The organism is Leptotrichia sp. oral taxon 847, assembly GCF_001553645.1.
In the GTDB taxonomy this organism is placed as follows: domain Bacteria; phylum Fusobacteriota; class Fusobacteriia; order Fusobacteriales; family Leptotrichiaceae; genus Leptotrichia.
The window spans coordinates 569,666-589,262 of sequence record NZ_CP014231.1; the positions used below are offsets into that span (position 1 = coordinate 569,666).

Consider the following 19,597-nt stretch of genomic DNA (forward strand, 5'->3'; position numbering starts at 1 on the left):
GGTGGAAATGATTGAATTTATTTGATAAGGCAGTAGGAGTATTCAATCCAGAAAAAGCATTAAAAATGGCTGGAGCAAGAGAAAGGCTAAAGCTGTTTAACCAAAATCAAAAAATAATGAATAAAGGTTATGGAGAACATGGAGCAAGTACCCGTAAAAAATCTTTGAGAGGATGGTTTGCTTCTCTCGGTGGAGTAAAGAACGACATTTATAACTACCGTGAAAAACTTGTGGCTCGTTCCAGAGACTTGTATATGGGAGCACCTCTAGCTAATGGAGCTTTGAATACAATGAAAATGAATGCTGTTGGTTCAGGATTAAAATTAAAATCAAGTATTGATTCAGATATTATAAACTTATCCGAAGATGAGATAGAAACGTTAGAAACTAAAATTGAAAAAGAATTTAATTTGTGGAGTAATTCTAAAATAGATCAAACAGGTTTACTCAACTTTTATGAAATTCAAGATTTAGTTTTCTTAACAACATTGTTAAATGGAGAATGTTTTATTCATTTGAATTATTTTGAAACTCCAGAAAATCCGTATAGCTTGAAATTATCCATAATTGAGCCTGACAGAGTAAATACTCCAAGCAATAAAACAAGCGATGCCTCTATTGTTCAAGGAGTACAATTGGACAAAAATGGGCGTGTTAATGGTTATTATATTCAAGAGCATAATCCAAATGATGAAATTAGAGGTATGAATCAGTATAAATATGTAAAGATGTACGGAAGCGAAAATCAGTTAAATATAATTCATTTGACAACTGCGGAGCGTCCAGGACAGGTGAGGGGTGTACCGATATTAGCTCCTGTAATGGAAAGCTTGAAACAGCTCGACAGATACACGAATGCAGAATTAACGAGTGCAATCATCAGCAGTATGTTTACAATTTTTATTGAATCGGCTGATATACCTCAAACAAATCCAGGGGATTTATCGAACGTCGGACAAAAAGATGCCATAGCAAATGAAGAATCTGGAACGCTGGAACTTTCAAGCGGTGCAATAGTATCTCTTAACAAAGGCGAAAAAGCTACATCAGTAAATCCAGCAAGACCTAATGCACAATTTGACCCATTTATGACAGCTATAATACGGCAAATTGGAAGCAGCTTGGGCATTCCTTATGAACTTATGATAATGCACTTTACAAGTAGTTATTCGGCGAGTAGAGCAGCTTTATTAGAAGCGTGGAAGACTTTTAGAAAAAAGCGTGAATGGTTTGCAAAAAATTTTTGTCAACTTATTTATGAAGAGTGGCTAAGAGAGGCTGTTTTGCTTGGAAGAATAGAAATAAAAGATTTTGAAAATGACATTTTGATTAGAAAAGCATACAGTAATGCAATTTGGAGTGGAACTTCACAAGGACAGTTAGATCCTATAAAAGAGGTTAATGCGGCAATTTTGAGAATAAATGCTGGATTATCCACAAGAAGCCGTGAAACTATCGAATTAAATGGAGGAGATTTTGAGCAAAATATAAAAATACTGGCAAAAGAACAAAAAATAGCAAATGAGAAAGGAGTGATTTTGGATGGGACAATCTATACCGAACCACCAAACGATGAACCAGAGGAATAAAACTATATGGAATTTAGTCAAAAATGATGATAAAAGTGCTGAATTAATGCTTTATGGAGATATAGCTGAAAGTTTTTGGGGAGATACGGTAAGTGCTAAAGAAGTAACGGAATATTTGGCTGGCTTAGATGTAGAAAATATTGACGTTTATATTAATTCAAACGGCGGAGTAGTTGACACTGCTATTGCAATTAGTAACGCTTTGAGAAGACACAAAGCTAAAGTAACTGTAAATATTGACGGTATTGCAGCAAGTGCAGCCACTTTAATCACATGTGCTGGAGATACAGTTAGAATGCCTAAAAATGCTTTGTTTATGATACACAATCCTTCAACAATTGCAATGGGGGATTCAGAAGAGATGAGAAAACAGGCAGATGTGCTTGAGAAATACAAAAATTCAATAACGGAAACCTATTTACAAAAGGTTAATATTGATAAAGAGAAATTATCAGAATTAATGGACAACGAAACTTGGTTAAACGCCGAAGAAGCATTGAAATATGGATTTATTGACGAAATAACCGAAAATACAGATATTCAAGTAGTTGAAAATAAGGTAATTTCTAATAATATGGTATTTAATATGGCGGAGTTTAAAAACTTTAATGTTGATAAAAATATAAAAAATAATGGAAAAGGAAGTGGAAAAATGACAAAAGATGAAATAAAAGCACAATTTCCTAACATTTATGCCGAAATTGTAAATGAAGGAAAAGAAATTGGAGTAAAGGAAGAAAGAACAAGGATACAGGAAATTGAGAATTTAGGATATAACCACGAAGTAGTTGATAAAGCTAAATTTGAAGAGCCTAAAAATGCTAGAGATTTAGCATTGGAAATTGTAAGTTTAATGAAACAGGAAAATCAAAATAAACTTAACAGAATACAAGATGAAGGAAAACCACTTAACAATACGCCGAAAGGTAATGATGATGGGGTTAATGATGAGCAAAAAGCAGCAAATAAAATTTTAGCATTTTTTAAGAAAGGTGGTAAATAAATATGAAATATGATTATACAAATGAGCCAGATCATTTGATTGTTGGGAAAAAGGAACTGGTTGTAGCAGAACTTGTTTTACAGGTTGGAAAAACTGTGAAAAGAGGGGATATTGTGGATAAAGATGGTGCAATAATAACTGATACTGGAAAAGTGTTTGGAATTGTTACAAGAGATGCCGATGCAACTGGAGCTACTACGAAAACAACTGTTTATACTGAAGGAGAATTTAATATTGAAAAAGTAAACTTCGGTACAGCGACAAAAGAAAAAGTAATTGAGTTATGCAGCGACAGAAATATTTATTTAAGAACATTAGGAGGTAAGGAATAACAATGAGCATGAATTTAGATTTGAGTTTAAGAACATTATTTTTAGTAACAGAGGCAATGCCGAGACCGAGAACATTTTTATTTGATACGTTTTTTGGAAACAGAGAAAATTTGGATACTGAAACAGTAACTATTGAATTTAAAAATGGTAGAAGATTGATGGCTCCATTTGTCGATAGATATGTTGACGGAGAGGAAATGCCAAAAGATACATTTTCAGGAAGAACATTCAAACCGTATGCAGTGGCTCCTAAAAAGACGTTTCATGCAGATGAACTGACCTTTGAAAGATTGCCAGGAGAAAATCCGTTTTCACAAAGTGATCCTGATACAAAAAGACAGAAAAAAATTGCTGAAACTTTGCAGGAACAAAGCGAACAGATTGCAAGACGTTGGGAAGCGATGGCAGCTGAAACATTATATAAATTACAAACTACAATCGACGGAGAAGGAATATCAGACACAATCAAATATTATGATAACTCTTCTACGGAACATCATACAACCGTTGCTTCAACTTGGGACAATGCTAATTCTGACCCAATTAAAGATATAAAGGCTGTATTAAGCGAAATTAATAAAGCTGGAGGAACTAGACCAGAAGCAATAATTCTTGATCCGTTGGCAGCGGAATTATTTATTAATAATAAAGCTGTACAAAATATGATGAATCTTAGAAATGCTTATTTTGGGGACATAAGACCTGAAGTTGAGGGTGTAAATGGTGCGAATTATATTGGTACATTGACTGGATTAGGAATTGATGTTTTTGAATATCAGGAATATTACGATTATGTGGATGAAGCTACAAAACAAACTAAAACAAAAGCAATTATTCCAGACTATACAGCTTTATTTGCACCGAAAGGCAATTTAGTAAAATTTGGAGCTGTAAGTACAATTAATGATGGACTTTTGGAAGGGGATTTGATTCCTAGAACTCACACAAAGGAAGAAAACGATACTATCACAATCCGTACAATGTCAAAACCAGTAACAATTCCTTTGAACACAAAATCATTGAAAGTTCTAAAAGTTAAGTAGGTGATGGTTGATGACAGCGTATATAGTTAAAGAATCGTTTATTTATGGTGGGAAAATACAAAATATCGGTGAAGAAGTTCAAATACTGGAAAAAGATGTGATTGAAAATTGTATCGATAGAGGACTGATAGAGAAAAAAGACAATAAAGAAGCAGACACAAATGACATTCCTGAAGAAACAGGAGTGTCAGATTCTGAATCTAAATCAGATAAAAATAAGAAAAAATAGGTAAAAAACATGAATTTTAAAGATATTTTAGAAAACGATATACAAAATACATTTTTAAATTCAGAAGAGTTTGGTGAAACACATAATTTGAACGGCACTGATGTTATTTGTGTGACAGATGAGGACAGTTTTCAGGAAAAGGAAATTAGTGGAAAATTAACAATAGAAAGTGGATTTTACAAGGAAGGGATTACGGTGTTTATTGACAAAAAATATTTGAAGTATAAGCCTGAAGGCAATGTGAGGATAGATTTTGACAATAAAGAATGGATAGTTGCAAACTGTAAAGAAAACTTTGGTATGTATGAACTTGATTTGTATAGATACACTGATTATTAGGAGTTGATTTAGATGTTTACAATTCAATTTGATGAAAGTGTCCTTAATGATATTGAGAATAAGTTCGTTGAATTTCCACAACAAGCTCCAAGGGCTTTAGCAAGTGCTTTGAACAGGGTTTCAACTATGAGTAAAACTCGTATGGTTAGAAATGCAACTAAGACCTATACGGTTAAATATGGGGATTTATTAAGCGGATTGACTATGAAAAGGGCTAATCCCGGTAAGCTTATGGCTGAAATTAATTCTAATGGAGGTTATTTGGGATTAGACCATTTTCAATTGAATCCTAGTGTGAGAACAGGAAGAACATCAGTAACGGCTACGGTAAAGAATGGTAACGGAATAATGCTTAATGATAAAACATTTATAGCATATAAAGACGGTCATTTAGGGGCATTTGAAAGAGAAGGAAGTGGACGATTGCCAATCAAAAGAAAATATGGACCGTCTGCTCCGCAAATGTTAGGACCTACAACGTGGTTACCTGATCTCGATGAATTTATGTCTCAAAAGTTAAATGAAAGGTTTGAACATGAGTTGAATAGGCTCTTGTCAATGTAATTTATGAGCATTAAAGTGATTGAAAAAAGTTTATATGACTTTTTGTGTGAAGAATTTAAAGATACTGATTATCAGATATTTCGAGGAGCGTTGCCAGTTAGGAGATACGGCGAAATTGACAAAAATACAGGACAGAAAAAGCCGTTTTTCCCTTGTGTGACATTAAGAGCTTTGAGTTCTAGGCAAGTTACAGAAGGAATGGATAGTTATGATTGCGATGCTACTTTTGAAATAATAGTTGGTACTAAAAATGAAGATTATATTGATAATCTTTACAAAGGTGAAGAAATTAGAAGCAAACTTTTAACTAAAGTTTATGATGAAAGAGGATGGGCAATACGGGAAGATAAAGAATTTAAGTGCGATTTATATAGTGACGAGTTTGGAGATTTTATATTTTCAAGAATTACATTTACAGTTTGGGATTATCCTGTTGAGTCTGAAATTTTGAAGGAGGAATAATGGAAGATAAAAAGCAATATATTTATTTAGGAGATACGCTTGAATTTAAAGATATTAGATTTACAAAAGGTGTTATTTACTACAGTAATGAAGTGATTGAAGAAAAATTTGAGAAATATCCGCTTTTGAAAAGAACTTTAGTGGATGTTAATCGAGCTAGTGAAGCATTACAAAATGAAAAATTGCTTGAAACGGTAACACAGCAAATTAAAGACCAAATAAGGGAGGAGGTTGAATAATGGGGTATAAACACGGAACTTATCAAACTGAGACATCGAGTGATATATCACTGCCAATAGTGCTTGATTATGGACATTTTATCGTAGGGACTGCACCGATTAATAAAGTAAAAAAAGAAAACAGAAGAGTGAATGAGATTGTAAGATTAGGAACTTATAAAGAAGCTATTCAGTATTTTGGAGATACTTACGACTTGGATTTTTCAATTTCACAAGCGATAAAAGTATTTTTCGAGTTGTATAAAGTAGCACCGCTTTATGTTGTGAATATCTTGGATCTTGAAAAGCACAAAACAGCTAAAAAGACTCAAAATGATTTGAGTTTAACAAATGGTAAAGTTGTTATTCCAAATCACAAACTTATAACAGATACATTAGTAGTTAAAGAAAATGCAACATCACAAGTTATTTCAGACGCTGTAACGATGTGGACGAACGAAGGGCTTGAAATATATGCTAAACCATCGAATGGGACTAAAATTGATATTGAATATGAAGAAATTGACTTGTCAAAAGTAACGAAAGCACAGGCTTTAGGTGGATATGATATTTCAACAATGAAAAGAACTGGATTAGAATTATTAGATGAAGTTTATTTAAAATATTCGGAATTACCAGCTTTCATTGATATTCCAGATTTTTCAAGTGATAGTGAAGTTGCAGCGATTATGCAAACAAAAGCTAAAAACATAAATGGGAATATGTTTGAAGCGGTTGCATTGATTAATGCACCGATAGACAAGCCTTATGACCAAATCCCAAAATGGAAAGATGATAATAATATTAACGGAAATGACCAAATTGTGTTGTATGGAACATTAGGATTAGCTGGTAAGAAATATATTCAGTCTATTCAGTATGCTGCTTTGTCGTTGCTAGTAGACGACGAGAAGAGTGGTGTGCCTTCACAGGTGCCGTCTAACTTCGCATATAAATGTGACAGTTTATATTGGAAAAATTCAAATGGAAAATTAGAGGAAATAATTTTAGATAAAGAACAACAGGCTAACTTTTTAAATAAAAATGGAGTAGTTACAGCTATCAATTTCAAAGGTTGGCGTTGCTGGGGGTCTGAAACTGCACTTAATCCGATGGCAACAGATCCAAAGGACAAATTTATAAACACTCGTAGAATGTTTAAATATGTCGGGAATGAACTAGTTATAAGTCTTTTTGATAAAGTGGATAAAACATTCTCTAAAAAATTAGCTGAAACAGTAACAAAATCAATGAATATTAGATTGAATGCTATTGTGGCTAGAAATGATTTGTTAAGTGCGAGTGCGACTTTATCAAGCGAGGATAACGACGCTATTAATGTTATGAATGGTGATATAACTTGGGTTATTAAGTTAGGAGTAATTCCAGGTATGAAATCGGCAACATTTAAGAAAAAATATGATGTAGACGCATTAACTGAGTTTGCAAACAGTTTAGGAAAATAGGAGGATAAAGAATGGCTAAAAAGAAACTGCCTTTAGGAATCGTTGACGCTGACCTTTATGTCAATGGTTCAAACGCATTAGAAGGAGTTGGAGTAGTAGAACTTCCAAACGTTGAGTCCGCAACAATAACAACTGAACAGTTTGGAATGGCTGCGGAATTTGAAGCACCGCTAATTGGGCATTACAAAAAAATGTCAGCAAAAGTAAAAATGGATAGTATGAACGAAACATTATTAAATTTTAATAATAATGACTCAATCACACTAGAGTGCTTGGGAGCTTTGCAACAGTTAGATAGAATGACGCACTCACCAAAAATAACTGGTGCAGATGCAACATTAAAGGGATTTATCACAAAATTTGATGGTCCAAAAGTTGAAAATGGTAAAAAATTTGAAGGTTCGTTTGATTTGAGTATTACTTATTATAAATTAACGATAAATGGTAAAACAATCATTGAAATTGATGTATTGAACGGAATTTCAAATGTAAATGGAAGTTTTAACAATATCATAAGACAATTATTAGGACATATTTAGGAGGAATAGAATGATTATAAAATTAACGAAAGAATACGAGTTAGGAAGTAAAAAATATAAAGAAATAGATTTAAAACTGGATAATTTAACAGGAGCAGATTTATTGGAATGTGGAAAAGACTATAAGTCAAGAATGAAATCCAACGCTGAAAACTTTAAAGATTTTGATGACGCTTGGGCTTTGACTGTGGCTGAAAGAGCATCAGGTATCAAATATGGACATTTGATGACTTTAGGTGCTGAAGACTTTTTAAAAGTGGTAAACCAAACTAAGAATTTTTTAGTAAAAGGTTGGGGAACGGACGAAGACAAGGACGAGAAAGCTCCAACGGAAGCATAACGGATGACTTTTTAGACTTGATTACAGATTTATTGAGCGGACTTAACTATTTTAAAATGAATATCAGTTATGAAACGCTTATGAAATGCACATTTGATGAGCTGGATTACTGGATAGCAAGAGCTAATAAACTGATTGAGGAAGAAAAGATAAGACAAGAAGAAAGTGAATAAAAAATGGGGATTAGTCATCCCCACCAATGAAAATTGATAAAAATTTAAACAGAACTACAATAAGAGCTATGACTGTAATTACAGGACTTATGGTAAACATAAATGATAGAAATATAAAAAGGAAAAATAATGACGGAATAGATACAACTAGACCAAATAATATTATTAAAGTTATTTCTAGCGGAGTATATTTTTTATCTGATTTATTAATTTTCATAAAAATCACCTCTTTGATTTATTTAATATATTATACCATGTTTGAGAGAAAAGGAGGTAAATTGTGGCAAAAAATTTGGAGCTGAACATAGTTCTGGGTGCGGCAGTAGCTAGTGCTATCAATGGAATGAGCCAAGTTGCAAACGCTTTGAAAAACACGACAAAATCTGTCAAAGAATTTGAAAAACAAATCAAAAGTATGGAGAAAGCACAAAAAGCGTTTCAAAATATGGACAAGGCTCGTGAAGGATTAAATAAAATTAATTCGGAGTATAAAAAAGCTGCTGAACATTTACAAAAATTGAAAGCCGAATATGAAAGGACCGGAAGCAGTAATAAACAACTGGCTAAGGAAATAGAACAGGCAGAAAAAAATGTTGGAAAATTGAACAAACAAAAAGAACGACAGCAACATGTATTTGAAGCTGCAAGAAGTAAGATAGAAGCGGAAGGTGCTAGTTTATCTAACTATAGGAGCAAGGTTCAGGAAGTTGAAAAAGAAATCGAGAAAATGAACAAACTGAAAGAAGCTCAAAAAAGATATGAAGCTAGACAAGAAACTGTTGGGAAAATGAAAGACTTTGGGGATAAGCAAATAATGCAAGGTATGGGAATGGCTGGAGCTTTGGCAGTTCCTGTTAAATTAGCAGTTGATTTGGAAAATGCTCAAGCAGACTTAAAAAAAGTTGCTGATTTTAGTTCAAAACAAATGGAAACTGGGTTTTACAAAGCGATGAGGAACTTTAGTGAAAACAGTCCGCTATCTCAAGTAGAATTATTTCAAATTGCAGGAGCAGGAGCTCAAGCAGGAATAAAAACAGATGAATTAGAAAGATATACTAAAGATGCGGCTAAGATTAAAGTTGCGTTTGACATGAATACCGAAGCGGCTGGGAACTTTTTAGCAAAAACTAGAGCACAACTTAATTTAGACCAAAATGGAGTAATGGAATATGCTAACGTAATCAACTATTTGGCAAATAATGTAGCGGCAACAGCTCCAGAAATTGCTGATATTTCAAGCAGAGTTGCTGGATTAGGTGGAATGGCTGGTATTTCTAAAGAAGGAGTTGCAGCATTAGGAGCAAGTTTAGTATCAGTTGGAGTACCTTCAGAAGTGGCAGCAACTGGCTTAAAAAATATTTCATTAGGATTAATGGCTGGAACATCAGCAACTAAAAAACAAGCGGCAGCTTTTAAATCGTTAGGATTAGATGCAGAAGATGTGGCAAAAAGAATGACGAAAGATGGAGAAGGTACATTAATTGATGTTTTTCAAAGGATAAAAAAACTTCCCAAGGATGTTCAAGCTGCGACACTTAAAGATTTGTTCGGTAAAGAATCTATTCAATCAGCATCTGAGTTAGCAAAACATATTGACGAAGTTGGGACAAACATAAAGAATGCTCATGATAAGATGAAAACATCGGGGAGTGTTGATGCAGAATATAACCAAAGATTGAAAACAATGGGGAACTCTTTTAATACTTTAAAAAACAGAATTGTAAATATGGGAGTAGATTTAGGTTCGGCATTAGGACCAAGTTTAGTTCAAGTTGCAAATTCTATTGGTCCGTTAATTAAGAAATTTTCTCAGTTAATACAAAAACATCCGCAATTAACTGCAAATATTTTAAAAGCTATAGCTGGATTTGCGGCGTTTAAAATAGGGATTGGCGGTTTGGCGAAAGGATTTGCCCCAGTTTTTAGTGGGATATCAAAAGGAATGTTGATTTTTGATAAATTTAAAGCAGCAGGAAGTTTTGCGGAAGGATTTAAAACAGCATTTCCAACAATTTCTAAAATTGGCAGTGGGCTAAAGAAATTAGGACAATCTGGTTTAAAAGTAGGAAAAGTACTTGGAAAAGGATTAGTGAAAGGAGTGCAAGCAACAGGAAAAGTTGCAAAAATAGCGGGTAGCGGAATAGTCAAAGGTGCTAAATTTGTTGGAAGTGGTGCTATAAAAGGTGCAAAAGCAATTGGTTCAGGAGCAAAGGCTGTTGGTGGAATGGCAGTTCAAGGAGCAGCTAAAGGAATGCAGCTTTTAGCAACAGGAGCGCAGAAAGCTATTGGAGCAGTAAGAGCAGTTGGAGTGGCTTTGAAAGTTGCTTTTATGGCAAATCCAGTTGGATTTATTATTGCTGCAATAGTTGCTGTTGTTGTGATATTAGTTGTGCTTTATAACAAATGTTCGTGGTTTAGAAATGGTGTAAATGCAGCTTTTAGAGCAGTAGGTAATTTCATAAAACAGGTTTGGCAAGGTATTAAGCCAGTTGTAATGGCTGTTATTTCAGGTATTGCAGCTTATATAAGAGTGTACGTTGCTATTTGGAAAGCTATATTTAAAGGAATAGGTATTGTATTTAAAGCTATTTGGAACGGAATAAAAGTAGTTGTAAAAGTTGTAATGGCTGGAATATCAGCTTATATTAGAGCATATGTAAATGTTTGGAAAACAATTTTTAAAGTAATTGGTACAGTTGCCAAAGCTGTATGGAATGCTATCAAATCAACAGCATTAGCATTATGGAATGCTCTAAAAAGTGGAATAACAGCAGTAGGTTCATTTTTTAAATCAACTTGGGAAGGAATAAAAGGAGCTGCAATTGGAGTATGGAACGCTATTAAGTCTGCTTTTGATGCGGTTGCTTCTGGATTGAAAAGTGCAATTAGTGGTGTTGTAAAATTTTTCACGGATAAATGGAACGGATTGAAAAATATGGTTTCAAAAGGACTTGGAGCAGTTGGAGGGCTTTTAGGAATTGGAAAAAATGCGGCGGGAACTAACTATTGGAGCGGAGGACTTACAACAGTAGCAGAACGTGGAGCTGAATTAATTCAAATGCCTGGCAAACCAGCTTTCTTGGCAGAACACGAAATGTTATTGAATTTACCTCGTGGTACTCAAATTTTGAATAATCGTGAAACTAAAAATAGTTTTAGAGATAAGATTAGTGGACTAAAAGAGAGAATGTCAGGACTTAGAAGCAACGAAGGTTCAAGCAGTGGAGATGTTATCAATATTAGCATAACAGTAAACGGGAATGCTGATACAAGTGTAATTGAGAAAGCAGTAATGAGAGCATTGGCGAAAGCTAAAAACAAAAAAGAAAGGACGGCGTTTGGATAATGGCAAATGTTAGAGTTTACAGGACACAAAGCGGTGACACTTGGGACTTGATAGCTTATAGAGTTTATGGAAGCGAAGGCTACTATCATGACCTTATAAGAAGTAATTTAGCTTTAATTGACATCGCCGTCTTTGACGCAAATGTTCCAATTATCATTCCTGAAATTGCTGAAGAAAGTGATAATGATACAAGTTTGCCACCGTGGAAGAGAGGTGAATAGGAATGGCATTTGCCAGAAGTATTAGGGTTATAGTTATATTTAATAAAGTTGATATTTCTGATGAGATAGCACATTCTATTTCATCTCTTAACTACACAGATAATTCAAAAAATGCTATAGATGATTTAGAAATAGAACTAGAAAACTTAGATTATAGATGGCTTAAAGAGTGGTATCCTGACGAGAATGCTCAACTACTTGTTGGGATTCACGAAGAGCTGGAAAACGAAACTAATTTTTTGGATTTGGGAACTTTTTATGTGGACGAGCCGACTTTTGAAGATCAGAAACTTACTTTAAAGTGCTTGGCTTTACCGCTTGACCAGAATATTAGAGATCAGAAAAATAGTGTTGCTTGGGAGAATATAACTTTGAAAGAGCTTGTTACACAGATTGCGAATAAACACGAAATGAATGCAGAGATTTATGCAGAGAATGTGTTTTTTGAGAGATTGGACCAGAATCAGGAAACGGATTTAGCCTTTATTAATCGAGTTGTAAAAGAGATTGGCTTGAATATGAAAGTATCTGATGACAAGATAATTATTTTTGATGACGAAGAAATGGAAAAGAATGATACGATTGAAGTTTTTAATATTAAAGATTATCGAATCAGAAGTTTCAGCTTAAAAAAGAAAAATAAAGAGATTTACGATAAAGTCGAAGTTTCCTATTATGATCCTGATAAGAAAAAGGTTGTTAAGGAAATTATCACAAAAGAGGAACTTGACAAGCGTAATGAAGTAACTACTGGGGATTCAGAAGAAAAGGAATCTAAAGCTAAAGATAGTAAGAAAACTAATAAGAAGAGTCAGAAAAAGACTAACAAAAAATCAGTCAAAAAGGTTAAATCCGAGAAAAAATAAGAGGTTGAAATGAAGAAAAAGACAACTGGTAAGAAAAAAGGTAAAACGATTAAAGAATCAAAAGAAAAATTGCAAAAGAAAGCCGAAAGCAAGAAGAAAAGAACTAAAAAAGAAAAAACCTTGAAAGTTAAAACTAAAGGGAAAACAGAAGCAAAGAAAGTTGCAAAAAAGACTTTGAAAGATAATCTAAAACAAGAGTATCAGATAACTTTAAACGTTGACGGAAGCACTAAATACTTAGCTGGAGCAATAATTGAACTTGATGAAAGCTGGGGAAAGTTTGAAGGCAAATATGTAATTGACAAGGTAACACACGAAATAAGTGGTGATTATACTTGCGAAATCATAGCAATGAAACTTGGAGCAAGAGAAAATGCAGAGAAAAAAGCAATAGCTCAAACTAAAGAAGAACAAAAGAAAAAAGAAGCTGAAAAAGCTAAGAAAAAAAGTGCGAAGAAGTCGAAAAGTAAAACAACTTCTAAAGGTAAAAACACTGCGAGAAAATCGACTAAAAAAGCAAGAGATAAGAAAAACACTAAAAAATCTGGTAAAAAGAAATAGAGTTTTGTAGGACGATGACAATCAAATAATAACTGTGATTTGCAAATTTTAACATTACAATGTCAAAAAAAGTTGCACTTTTACTACAAATAAGTTATAATTTATTAAGAAATTATAAAAAGGAGATGGTAAAAGTGGCTACAAAAAGTTTTACGACAGAAATGACTTTTGATAAAAAATCTGTAAATAGTTTGATAAAAGCTTTGAATAATGAAAAGTCTCCCAACAGAAAACCTGTAAAAAATGTGGAAATTATAAACAATCCAGATACAATACGAAAGATATTTGGCAAAAAATAATATGTATATAGAAAATGTAAAAATTGTATCTTTGCAAGATTTATTGGACGAATTAAAAGATAAAAAATTCGTGAGAGATAGTATTTTGAAAAATTTTAAAAATAATTATAATAAAGATATAGAAGACTTTTTACATAACAAAGCAATAGAATTTGAAAAGGCAGGTTTATCAAGTACACATTTAGTTTTTAGCGATGATTTTGTTTTATTGGGTTATTTTTCTTTGGCAAACAAACCTTTGCTTATATCAAAAAGAAATTATGAGGCATTATCGAAGAGCCAAAGAAAAAAACTCTGTCAAAACGGTAAAAGATTAACAACAGATGGCTATATAGTTAATAGTTATTTATTAGGACAAATTGGCAAAAATCATTCAGAGCAAGTAAAATCCGAAAATTATATAGATGGAGCACAACTTTTGACATTAGCTTATGATTCATTAATGGAAGCTAAGAAAATAGTAAATGTCCGTTATGTATGGTTAGAATGTGAAGATAATGAAAAATTATTATCTTTTTATAAAAATTTTGGATTTGAAGAAATTGAGAACTTTATTTCAGGAAATGGATTAAAAGTTTTAGTAATGAAATTGAAAAAGTAAATTTTGTAAATCACAGTTATTAATTTAGCTGTGATTTTTTTGTTACAAAAAAAGTGATAAGGCAGGTGGTTAAATTGATTGAAACATTAAAAGCAGGAGAAGTAAGTGCGATAGATTCAAAAACTGGAAAAGTAAGAGTGCTGTTAAAAGGCGACGATGATAAAACAACGGACTGGCTTAATGTGTTAGTTCCTTATTCTGAAAGCCACAGCGATAATTATACACTTGGACTAGGGCAGACTGTTTACTGCTTATTCTTTTCAGAAATGCCTGAACAGGGAGTTGTGCTTGGCTGTCCTATGCGAGGTGCTTCTAGTAGTGAAAGTGAAGTGAAAAGGAGTTTTTCTGATGGTGGAAGCTGGAGCTATGATAAAAACACGTTGACCTTGAATATCGGAAAAATTGTAATTAATGGAGATTTGGAAGTCAGCGGAACTACAAAAACTGGTGGAAGTATTAATCTTAATACACATAAACATGATGGAGTAACTGCTGGTGGAGATATGACTGGAGGTCCACAATGATAGGAAGTCTCGGAGATGTAATATTTGAAGTATCCGACAAAAAAGTATTTTCAATCAATAATCAGATAAATAGATCATATAAATCTAAAATTTCTGAACACAACCCAATATATGGTCCTGGTATGTTAAGACATCAAGGCAGGGAATTAACGGAAATAACTTTTGGAATTACATTAATTTCTTCATTAATACAAGAAACAACGCCCTCAGAACAGCTTGATAAAATAAAGACTATGTGGGAGTTCGGAGAATACGATTATCTAACGCTAGGTGGGCAAACATTTGGGGCTTTCCCATTTTTGATAACAGAAATAAGTGAAAAGAATTCTTATTTCAACAGAGAAACTTCTGAATTTGATTATATAAATCTGGAATTAACTTTAAAAGAGTATATAGATAATCCTAAAAAATATAATCAGATAATAGAACAGTTAAAAGTTCAAAAAAAAGAGCAGGAGAAACTTACGGAAACAGAAGCTATGAATGTTGAAGCTGAACAGAAAACAAAATTACAGGAATTTGCAGAAAAAGTGAAAAGCAAAGTGGGCAGTACACTCGAAAAAGTGGATAAAGCTATTCAAATTGCTGAAAATAAGAAAAAGGAAATATTAGATCAGCTTGAAAAAATCAAAAAAGACGCAAAAATTGATGAATTGATGGATTTGGTAAGGGCTGGAACAATTACAGCGGACAAAGTTAATGAAATGATTGACTATGCTAAAAACTTTTCCGAAACAGATAGACAGATTTTGTTGAATTTTTTAAGAAATCAGATTGGAGGTAAATAATGATATATGTTTCATCTAACGAGGAAATAAATTATTCTCCAAAAAATTATATTGAGGAAGTTGTAACAAATGTTGGAATGCTTTTAAGAGTTTGTAAGGAAGAACAGCCACTTAACCGTGATTTCAGTTTTGACAGCGATTTAATAGATAAGAATATAAATGTTGTAAAAAACAGGATAACCGCACAGTTGCTTGAAATGTTTAGGAAATACGAGCCGAGAGCAATTTTGAGAGCTACAGAGATAAAAACGGAGGATAAGTTTAATAATGATTTTCACATTGAATTAGGAATCGAGGTGGTAAATATTGAGTGATATATTGAATGATGAATACGAGATTATAGATGCGGATTCTTGGGAGCTTAAAAGAGATATGATTAATAAATTCCAAGAATTGAGCGGAAGAAAATTGACAGAAGCGAGTCCAGAAACACTCATTTTTGAAACAGTTGCTTATATGATTGGGTTGAGAGAAGAAAAATATAATGATGAAATGAAACAGAATTATTTAAGATTTGCAAGAAATGAGCGGCTAGATTTGAAAGGGGAATTTTACGGAAATAGAGGTAAAAGACTCATAGAACAACCAGCCGTGGCAACATTCAGATTTTATATTACTGATATTCAAGCAACAGATATAATAATTCCAAAAGGGTCAAGAATTCAATACAATGAGTTATATTTCTCAACAGACGAACAATATAAAATAGAAAAAGGAGATTTGTATGTAGACGGAATTGCGACTTGTAATACATCAGGAACTGTCGGGAATGATATTCCCGTTGGACAAATTAACACGATGGTTGATATTTACCCACATTATGACAAGGTTGAGAACATTACGGCATCAAATAATGGAGCTGAAATAGAGCAAGACGACAATTATAGAGCTAGAATTAGAGAAATCCCTGAATCGTTTACAACAGCTGGAAGTAAAGGAGCTTATGAATTTTGGGCTAAGTCGACAAGCACGAATATTGTTGATGTTGTAGCGTATAGTCCAAGTGCAACAAATGTGGATATTTATGTTTTAACTGATTCTTTGACACTTACAAATGAACTAAAAAAGAGAATTGAAGAAATGTTGAATACTGATAATATAAGACCTCTTACGGATAATGTGACAGTAAAACAGGCGATAAAAACATCATACACAATTGATTTTGATTATTATATTGATAAGTCTAATGAAACCCTTGTAAATGTTATCAAAAATAATGTTGAAAAAGCGGTAAAAGAATACAAGACTTGGCAACAGAATAAAATGGGGAGAGATATTAATCCAGACGAGCTTATAAAATTGCTAAAATTAGCTGGAGTAAAAAGAGTTGTATTAAGAAGTCCAACATTTCAAGTTTTAGATTTTAATGAGATAGCAGAGAACACAAGTGTTACAAGTAATTACTTAGGAGTTGAAAACATATGATAACTATTGATAATCTGAACTTAACAGATATAGCGGCGAAGTCAACTTTGAATGATAAAACAACACTTTGGATTTATGAATCTATAAATTTTGCTATCAAAAAGAAGCATGATGCGATTAAAAGAAAATTTTTCTTGGAATTATCAGAGTTAAATGATGTAGAATTAGACTTTTTGATGTGGGAATATCATGTGGACTATATTGATTCAAATATCACGAGAGAGACTAAAATAAAACTGATAAAAAGATCTATTTTTTCACATTTTAACAAAGGAACTGTCGGTGGAATTAAAGAAATTTGTGAAATCTTATTTAGCGAAAATGTTGAAATAATAGAATGGTTTAAATATGGCGGCAATGCAGGATATTTTAAAGTCAATACTAATGGTAACTTGTCAAATTATGAAGGTTATAAGAAAATAATAGAAGTTGTAGAACAATACAAAAATATTCGTTCGTGGCTTGAGGGAATAAGGCTTTTAAGAAAAGAAGAAAATAAAAATTATTATGGTTTTATTGAAAAAAATAAAAAGAAATATTACTTAGGTTCAACTGATATAAATATTCCAAATGAGATTATAGTGGCAAATTTTGGAACGGTACACAGAACAAGAGTATTAAGAGAATTAAGATAGGAGGTAAATTATGGCAAAATTTAACGGATTTATTTTAACAGAAAAAGGAAGAGAACTGTTAGCAAAAGGATTAGCAGGAGAAACAATAACATTTACTAAAATGGCGATAGGAGATGGAACATCATTAACTTCCGAAAGAGAAAGGACAGCATTAGTCAATCAAATTACAACATTGCCGATTTTGAATATAAACGCAAAAGGAAACGGAACTTGCGAAATTAGCGCTTTATTGACTAATAAATCAGTAACAACAGGGTTTTATATCAAAGAGTTAGGAATATTTGCACATGGGAATGATAATGTTGAAATACTTTATGCTTATAATATTTCGACTAGTCCAGATTTTGTGCCACCTTTTTCAGCTAACAACGTTGTAGAAATTGAATATGTAGATACGATTATTGTTGATCAAGTGGCGAATATAACTGCTGTTATTGATCCGAGTATCACGTATATTACTAAAAAATATGCGGATGAAAATTATTTAGTTAGTTCGAGATTGGCTGAAATATTAGGATTACAATTTGGTGGGAATATTCAGGACATTGGCAATAAAACGAAAGGTAAGTTTTATTATGACAGTGTAACAAAATTTTACTATGAATGTATTGGAGACAACAGTCTGACATACAACGATAACGGAAAATTTAGAGCTATTTCTAATAAGCCGATTTCGGACAAATTAGAAAATTTGTACGAAGGAAGAACAGGATTTACTAAAATCGGAAAAACACTTATTCAGTGGGGATACGTGGAAAATCCTTCAAATAACGCAACTTTAAATTATCCTGTTCCGTTCAAAAATGGCACTTTGCCAATTGTTGCTATCGCGAATTGGGTAAATACAGACTTAATTGTCTTAACAACCCAAAACAACCAATACTGTAGTTTTAAAAGTTCTAAAGCGATTTCATTGAATTGGATTGCCGTGGGGATGGTTTGATATTTAGTTACATATAGATGTAACTAAAAAGCACTATGTTAAGAAAACAAGTGCGAGAGAAAGAAAAAATAAACTGTTAGAAATTCGGAAAAAGGCTGGATTTTAACAGTAAAAAGTAAATAAATTTATGAATTTGTACGAATATTTTTAGAATTTTAAAATTAGGAATAGTGATTTTACTAGTTTTAAGAACCACTTACATAAAAATAAATTGTATTTTTTCAACAGTCAACTATTAGTTGACAATCACAAAACTTAGTAAAAACTATAAATATTTTAAAAAATTCTGAACAAATTCATAAGTTAGCACAGAATAAAAATCATAAAAAAATAAAGAAATGGAGTGATAAAAAATGACAGTAATTTACATTTATTTAATTGCAACAATGGAATGTATAGCAAAGCCAGTTACGACTGGGATTGATAAATTTAAGGAAAATCCAAACATGTTTTTTCCGGATTGGAATGAAGAAACAATGAAATTTTCGACGTCGTTACTTTCAAATCCAACTTTGGATAAAAAAACTGGAGAACTTAGAGAAATGACTGAAGTTGAAAAAATAAAAGCTGGTAAAACAGTTTTAAATGATGGAAGTTATTTGGATGAAGTTAACGAAACGATTGTGACTATCGCAAAGCCGAATGAATGGAGTATTTGGGATAAAGACTCTCACACTTGGAAAGTTGACAATGATTTATTAAATGCAAAATTAAAAGAATTAAGAGAAAAAGCATTAAAAGACTTAGCAGAAGCAAAATCAAACTTTTTAAATCAGCCGCTTGAAATCGAAAAAGATAGCAAAAAATACACATTTGAGAATAACGAAAGAAACAGAAACAGTTTATCTCTTAAAATGTCGCTAATGTGGACTTTAGAGCAAGAAAAAATTGAAAAAGTAAAAGTTTTAAATGATAAAAAAATGGTTGAATTTATTGAGTTGAATAGAACTGAATTAAAAGATTTAGCTACAAAAATACAAGACATTATTGAGATTGCTGATGTAGCAGAACAAATGGCAGTAGTAGGAATCAGTAGATATACTATTGATCAGATGTTAGAACTTAATGTAAAAGATTTTTTTCAAAATTAG

Annotated in this window: 27 protein-coding genes; all 27 read left to right on the top strand. The window is 32.5% G+C overall.

Going from position 1 to position 19,597, the window contains the following annotated elements:
- Positions 1 to 11: 11 nt before the first annotated feature.
- Positions 12 to 1,589, top strand: coding sequence for a phage portal protein (locus AXF11_RS02520; protein ID WP_068154640.1), 1,578 nt, complete (start codon positions 12 to 14; stop codon positions 1,587 to 1,589).
- On the top strand, positions 1,543 to 2,592 hold the full coding sequence (locus AXF11_RS02525; protein WP_231724738.1) for a head maturation protease, ClpP-related: 1,050 nt from the start codon (positions 1,543 to 1,545) through the stop codon (positions 2,590 to 2,592). Before AXF11_RS02520 ends, AXF11_RS02525 begins: the two co-directional genes overlap by 47 nt.
- 2 nt (positions 2,593 to 2,594) lie before the next feature.
- Positions 2,595 to 2,924, top strand: coding sequence for a hypothetical protein (locus tag AXF11_RS02530; RefSeq protein ID WP_068154643.1), 330 nt, complete (start codon positions 2,595 to 2,597; stop codon positions 2,922 to 2,924).
- Positions 2,925 to 2,926: 2 nt separating this feature from the next.
- A complete protein-coding gene (locus AXF11_RS02535) occupies positions 2,927 to 3,967 on the top strand; it encodes a major capsid protein (protein ID WP_068154645.1) in 1,041 nt (346 codons plus the stop codon).
- A 10-nt stretch (positions 3,968 to 3,977) separates the two neighbouring features.
- Positions 3,978 to 4,196 (top strand): hypothetical protein, encoded by a 219-nt coding sequence (locus AXF11_RS02540; RefSeq protein WP_068154648.1) that lies wholly within the window; start codon positions 3,978 to 3,980, stop codon positions 4,194 to 4,196.
- A 9-nt stretch (positions 4,197 to 4,205) separates the two neighbouring features.
- Entirely contained in the window at positions 4,206 to 4,535 is a 330-nt protein-coding gene (locus tag AXF11_RS02545) for a hypothetical protein (RefSeq protein ID WP_068154650.1), read from the top strand.
- 12 nt (positions 4,536 to 4,547) lie between these two features.
- Positions 4,548 to 5,099: a phage tail protein gene (locus AXF11_RS02550; protein WP_068154651.1), complete on the top strand. Its 552-nt coding sequence runs from the start codon at positions 4,548 to 4,550 to the stop codon at positions 5,097 to 5,099.
- A 15-nt stretch (positions 5,100 to 5,114) separates the two neighbouring features.
- Positions 5,115 to 5,561, top strand: a complete 447-nt coding sequence (locus AXF11_RS02555) for a hypothetical protein (RefSeq protein WP_068154652.1) — start codon at positions 5,115 to 5,117, stop codon at positions 5,559 to 5,561.
- Entirely contained in the window at positions 5,561 to 5,800 is a 240-nt protein-coding gene (locus AXF11_RS02560; protein WP_068154653.1) for a hypothetical protein, read from the top strand. Before AXF11_RS02555 ends, AXF11_RS02560 begins: the two co-directional genes overlap by 1 nt.
- Positions 5,800 to 7,245 carry a phage tail sheath protein gene (locus tag AXF11_RS02565; protein WP_068154654.1) on the top strand — a complete coding sequence of 482 codons (1,446 nt, stop codon included), beginning with the start codon at positions 5,800 to 5,802 and terminating at the stop codon, positions 7,243 to 7,245. Before AXF11_RS02560 ends, AXF11_RS02565 begins: the two co-directional genes overlap by 1 nt.
- An 11-nt stretch (positions 7,246 to 7,256) precedes the next feature.
- Positions 7,257 to 7,784 (top strand): phage major tail tube protein, encoded by a 528-nt coding sequence (locus AXF11_RS02570; RefSeq protein ID WP_068154656.1) that lies wholly within the window; start codon positions 7,257 to 7,259, stop codon positions 7,782 to 7,784.
- Between the two features lie 10 nt (positions 7,785 to 7,794).
- Positions 7,795 to 8,124 carry a hypothetical protein gene (locus AXF11_RS02575; RefSeq protein WP_068154658.1) on the top strand — a complete coding sequence of 110 codons (330 nt, stop codon included), beginning with the start codon at positions 7,795 to 7,797 and terminating at the stop codon, positions 8,122 to 8,124.
- Positions 8,125 to 8,141: 17 nt separating this feature from the next.
- Entirely contained in the window at positions 8,142 to 8,297 is a 156-nt protein-coding gene (locus tag AXF11_RS10550; protein WP_156440368.1) for a hypothetical protein, read from the top strand.
- A 26-nt stretch (positions 8,298 to 8,323) separates the two neighbouring features.
- Positions 8,324 to 8,599 (top strand): hypothetical protein, encoded by a 276-nt coding sequence (locus AXF11_RS02580; RefSeq protein WP_068154660.1) that lies wholly within the window; start codon positions 8,324 to 8,326, stop codon positions 8,597 to 8,599.
- On the top strand, positions 8,578 to 11,643 hold the full coding sequence (locus tag AXF11_RS02585; RefSeq protein ID WP_068154662.1) for a phage tail tape measure protein: 3,066 nt from the start codon (positions 8,578 to 8,580) through the stop codon (positions 11,641 to 11,643). The genes AXF11_RS02580 and AXF11_RS02585 overlap by 22 nt, the downstream gene beginning before the upstream one ends.
- Positions 11,643 to 11,864, top strand: a complete 222-nt coding sequence (locus AXF11_RS02590; RefSeq protein WP_068154663.1) for a tail protein X — start codon at positions 11,643 to 11,645, stop codon at positions 11,862 to 11,864. The genes AXF11_RS02585 and AXF11_RS02590 overlap by 1 nt, the downstream gene beginning before the upstream one ends.
- Before the next feature lie 2 nt (positions 11,865 to 11,866).
- Complete coding sequence (locus tag AXF11_RS02595) at positions 11,867 to 12,730, top strand: phage late control D family protein (protein WP_068154665.1); 864 nt, start codon at positions 11,867 to 11,869, stop codon at positions 12,728 to 12,730.
- A 9-nt stretch (positions 12,731 to 12,739) separates the two neighbouring features.
- The gene (locus tag AXF11_RS02600) at positions 12,740 to 13,291 is read left to right on the top strand and encodes a hypothetical protein (RefSeq protein ID WP_068154667.1); all 552 of its coding nucleotides are present in this window, start codon (positions 12,740 to 12,742) and stop codon (positions 13,289 to 13,291) included.
- 134 nt (positions 13,292 to 13,425) lie between these two features.
- Positions 13,426 to 13,590 carry a hypothetical protein gene (locus tag AXF11_RS10705; RefSeq protein WP_197416841.1) on the top strand — a complete coding sequence of 55 codons (165 nt, stop codon included), beginning with the start codon at positions 13,426 to 13,428 and terminating at the stop codon, positions 13,588 to 13,590.
- A 1-nt stretch (position 13,591) separates the two neighbouring features.
- Positions 13,592 to 14,191, top strand: a complete 600-nt coding sequence (locus AXF11_RS02605; protein ID WP_068158164.1) for an N-acetyltransferase — start codon at positions 13,592 to 13,594, stop codon at positions 14,189 to 14,191.
- Positions 14,192 to 14,256: 65 nt separating this feature from the next.
- Positions 14,257 to 14,715, top strand: coding sequence for a phage baseplate protein (locus tag AXF11_RS02610; RefSeq protein WP_231724740.1), 459 nt, complete (start codon positions 14,257 to 14,259; stop codon positions 14,713 to 14,715).
- Complete coding sequence (locus AXF11_RS02615) at positions 14,712 to 15,503, top strand: phage tail protein (RefSeq protein ID WP_068154672.1); 792 nt, start codon at positions 14,712 to 14,714, stop codon at positions 15,501 to 15,503. The genes AXF11_RS02610 and AXF11_RS02615 overlap by 4 nt, the downstream gene beginning before the upstream one ends.
- On the top strand, positions 15,503 to 15,817 hold the full coding sequence (locus AXF11_RS02620) for a hypothetical protein (protein WP_068154674.1): 315 nt from the start codon (positions 15,503 to 15,505) through the stop codon (positions 15,815 to 15,817). The genes AXF11_RS02615 and AXF11_RS02620 overlap by 1 nt, the downstream gene beginning before the upstream one ends.
- A complete protein-coding gene (locus tag AXF11_RS02625) occupies positions 15,810 to 16,928 on the top strand; it encodes a baseplate assembly protein (RefSeq protein ID WP_068154676.1) in 1,119 nt (372 codons plus the stop codon). The genes AXF11_RS02620 and AXF11_RS02625 overlap by 8 nt, the downstream gene beginning before the upstream one ends.
- Positions 16,925 to 17,563 (top strand): phage tail protein I, encoded by a 639-nt coding sequence (locus AXF11_RS02630; RefSeq protein ID WP_068154678.1) that lies wholly within the window; start codon positions 16,925 to 16,927, stop codon positions 17,561 to 17,563. The genes AXF11_RS02625 and AXF11_RS02630 overlap by 4 nt, the downstream gene beginning before the upstream one ends.
- 10 nt (positions 17,564 to 17,573) lie before the next feature.
- Positions 17,574 to 18,506: a phage tail-collar fiber domain-containing protein gene (locus AXF11_RS02635; protein ID WP_082729365.1), complete on the top strand. Its 933-nt coding sequence runs from the start codon at positions 17,574 to 17,576 to the stop codon at positions 18,504 to 18,506.
- Between the two features lie 353 nt (positions 18,507 to 18,859).
- Positions 18,860 to 19,597, top strand: a complete 738-nt coding sequence (locus AXF11_RS02640) for a hypothetical protein (RefSeq protein WP_068154681.1) — start codon at positions 18,860 to 18,862, stop codon at positions 19,595 to 19,597.

Bases quoted from the DNA above. Each gene is read 5' to 3' on its own strand.
- AXF11_RS02525 (WP_231724738.1), top strand. From the start codon at position 1,543: ATGGGACAATCTATACCGAACCACCAAACGATGAACCAGAGGAATAAA.
- AXF11_RS02530 (WP_068154643.1), top strand. From the start codon at position 2,595: ATGAAATATGATTATACAAATGAGCCAGATCATTTGATTGTTGGGAAA.
- AXF11_RS02535 (WP_068154645.1), top strand. From the start codon at position 2,927: ATGAGCATGAATTTAGATTTGAGTTTAAGAACATTATTTTTAGTAACA.
- AXF11_RS02540 (WP_068154648.1), top strand. From the start codon at position 3,978: ATGACAGCGTATATAGTTAAAGAATCGTTTATTTATGGTGGGAAAATA.
- AXF11_RS02545 (WP_068154650.1), top strand. From the start codon at position 4,206: ATGAATTTTAAAGATATTTTAGAAAACGATATACAAAATACATTTTTA.
- AXF11_RS02550 (WP_068154651.1), top strand. From the start codon at position 4,548: ATGTTTACAATTCAATTTGATGAAAGTGTCCTTAATGATATTGAGAAT.
- AXF11_RS02560 (WP_068154653.1), top strand. From the start codon at position 5,561: ATGGAAGATAAAAAGCAATATATTTATTTAGGAGATACGCTTGAATTT.
- AXF11_RS02565 (WP_068154654.1), top strand. From the start codon at position 5,800: ATGGGGTATAAACACGGAACTTATCAAACTGAGACATCGAGTGATATA.
- AXF11_RS02570 (WP_068154656.1), top strand. From the start codon at position 7,257: ATGGCTAAAAAGAAACTGCCTTTAGGAATCGTTGACGCTGACCTTTAT.
- AXF11_RS02575 (WP_068154658.1), top strand. From the start codon at position 7,795: ATGATTATAAAATTAACGAAAGAATACGAGTTAGGAAGTAAAAAATAT.
- AXF11_RS02580 (WP_068154660.1), top strand. From the start codon at position 8,324: ATGAAAATTGATAAAAATTTAAACAGAACTACAATAAGAGCTATGACT.
- AXF11_RS02590 (WP_068154663.1), top strand. From the start codon at position 11,643: ATGGCAAATGTTAGAGTTTACAGGACACAAAGCGGTGACACTTGGGAC.
- AXF11_RS02595 (WP_068154665.1), top strand. From the start codon at position 11,867: ATGGCATTTGCCAGAAGTATTAGGGTTATAGTTATATTTAATAAAGTT.
- AXF11_RS02600 (WP_068154667.1), top strand. From the start codon at position 12,740: ATGAAGAAAAAGACAACTGGTAAGAAAAAAGGTAAAACGATTAAAGAA.
- AXF11_RS02605 (WP_068158164.1), top strand. From the start codon at position 13,592: ATGTATATAGAAAATGTAAAAATTGTATCTTTGCAAGATTTATTGGAC.
- AXF11_RS02615 (WP_068154672.1), top strand. From the start codon at position 14,712: ATGATAGGAAGTCTCGGAGATGTAATATTTGAAGTATCCGACAAAAAA.
- AXF11_RS02620 (WP_068154674.1), top strand. From the start codon at position 15,503: ATGATATATGTTTCATCTAACGAGGAAATAAATTATTCTCCAAAAAAT.
- AXF11_RS02630 (WP_068154678.1), top strand. From the start codon at position 16,925: ATGATAACTATTGATAATCTGAACTTAACAGATATAGCGGCGAAGTCA.
- AXF11_RS02635 (WP_082729365.1), top strand. From the start codon at position 17,574: ATGGCAAAATTTAACGGATTTATTTTAACAGAAAAAGGAAGAGAACTG.
- AXF11_RS02640 (WP_068154681.1), top strand. From the start codon at position 18,860: ATGACAGTAATTTACATTTATTTAATTGCAACAATGGAATGTATAGCA.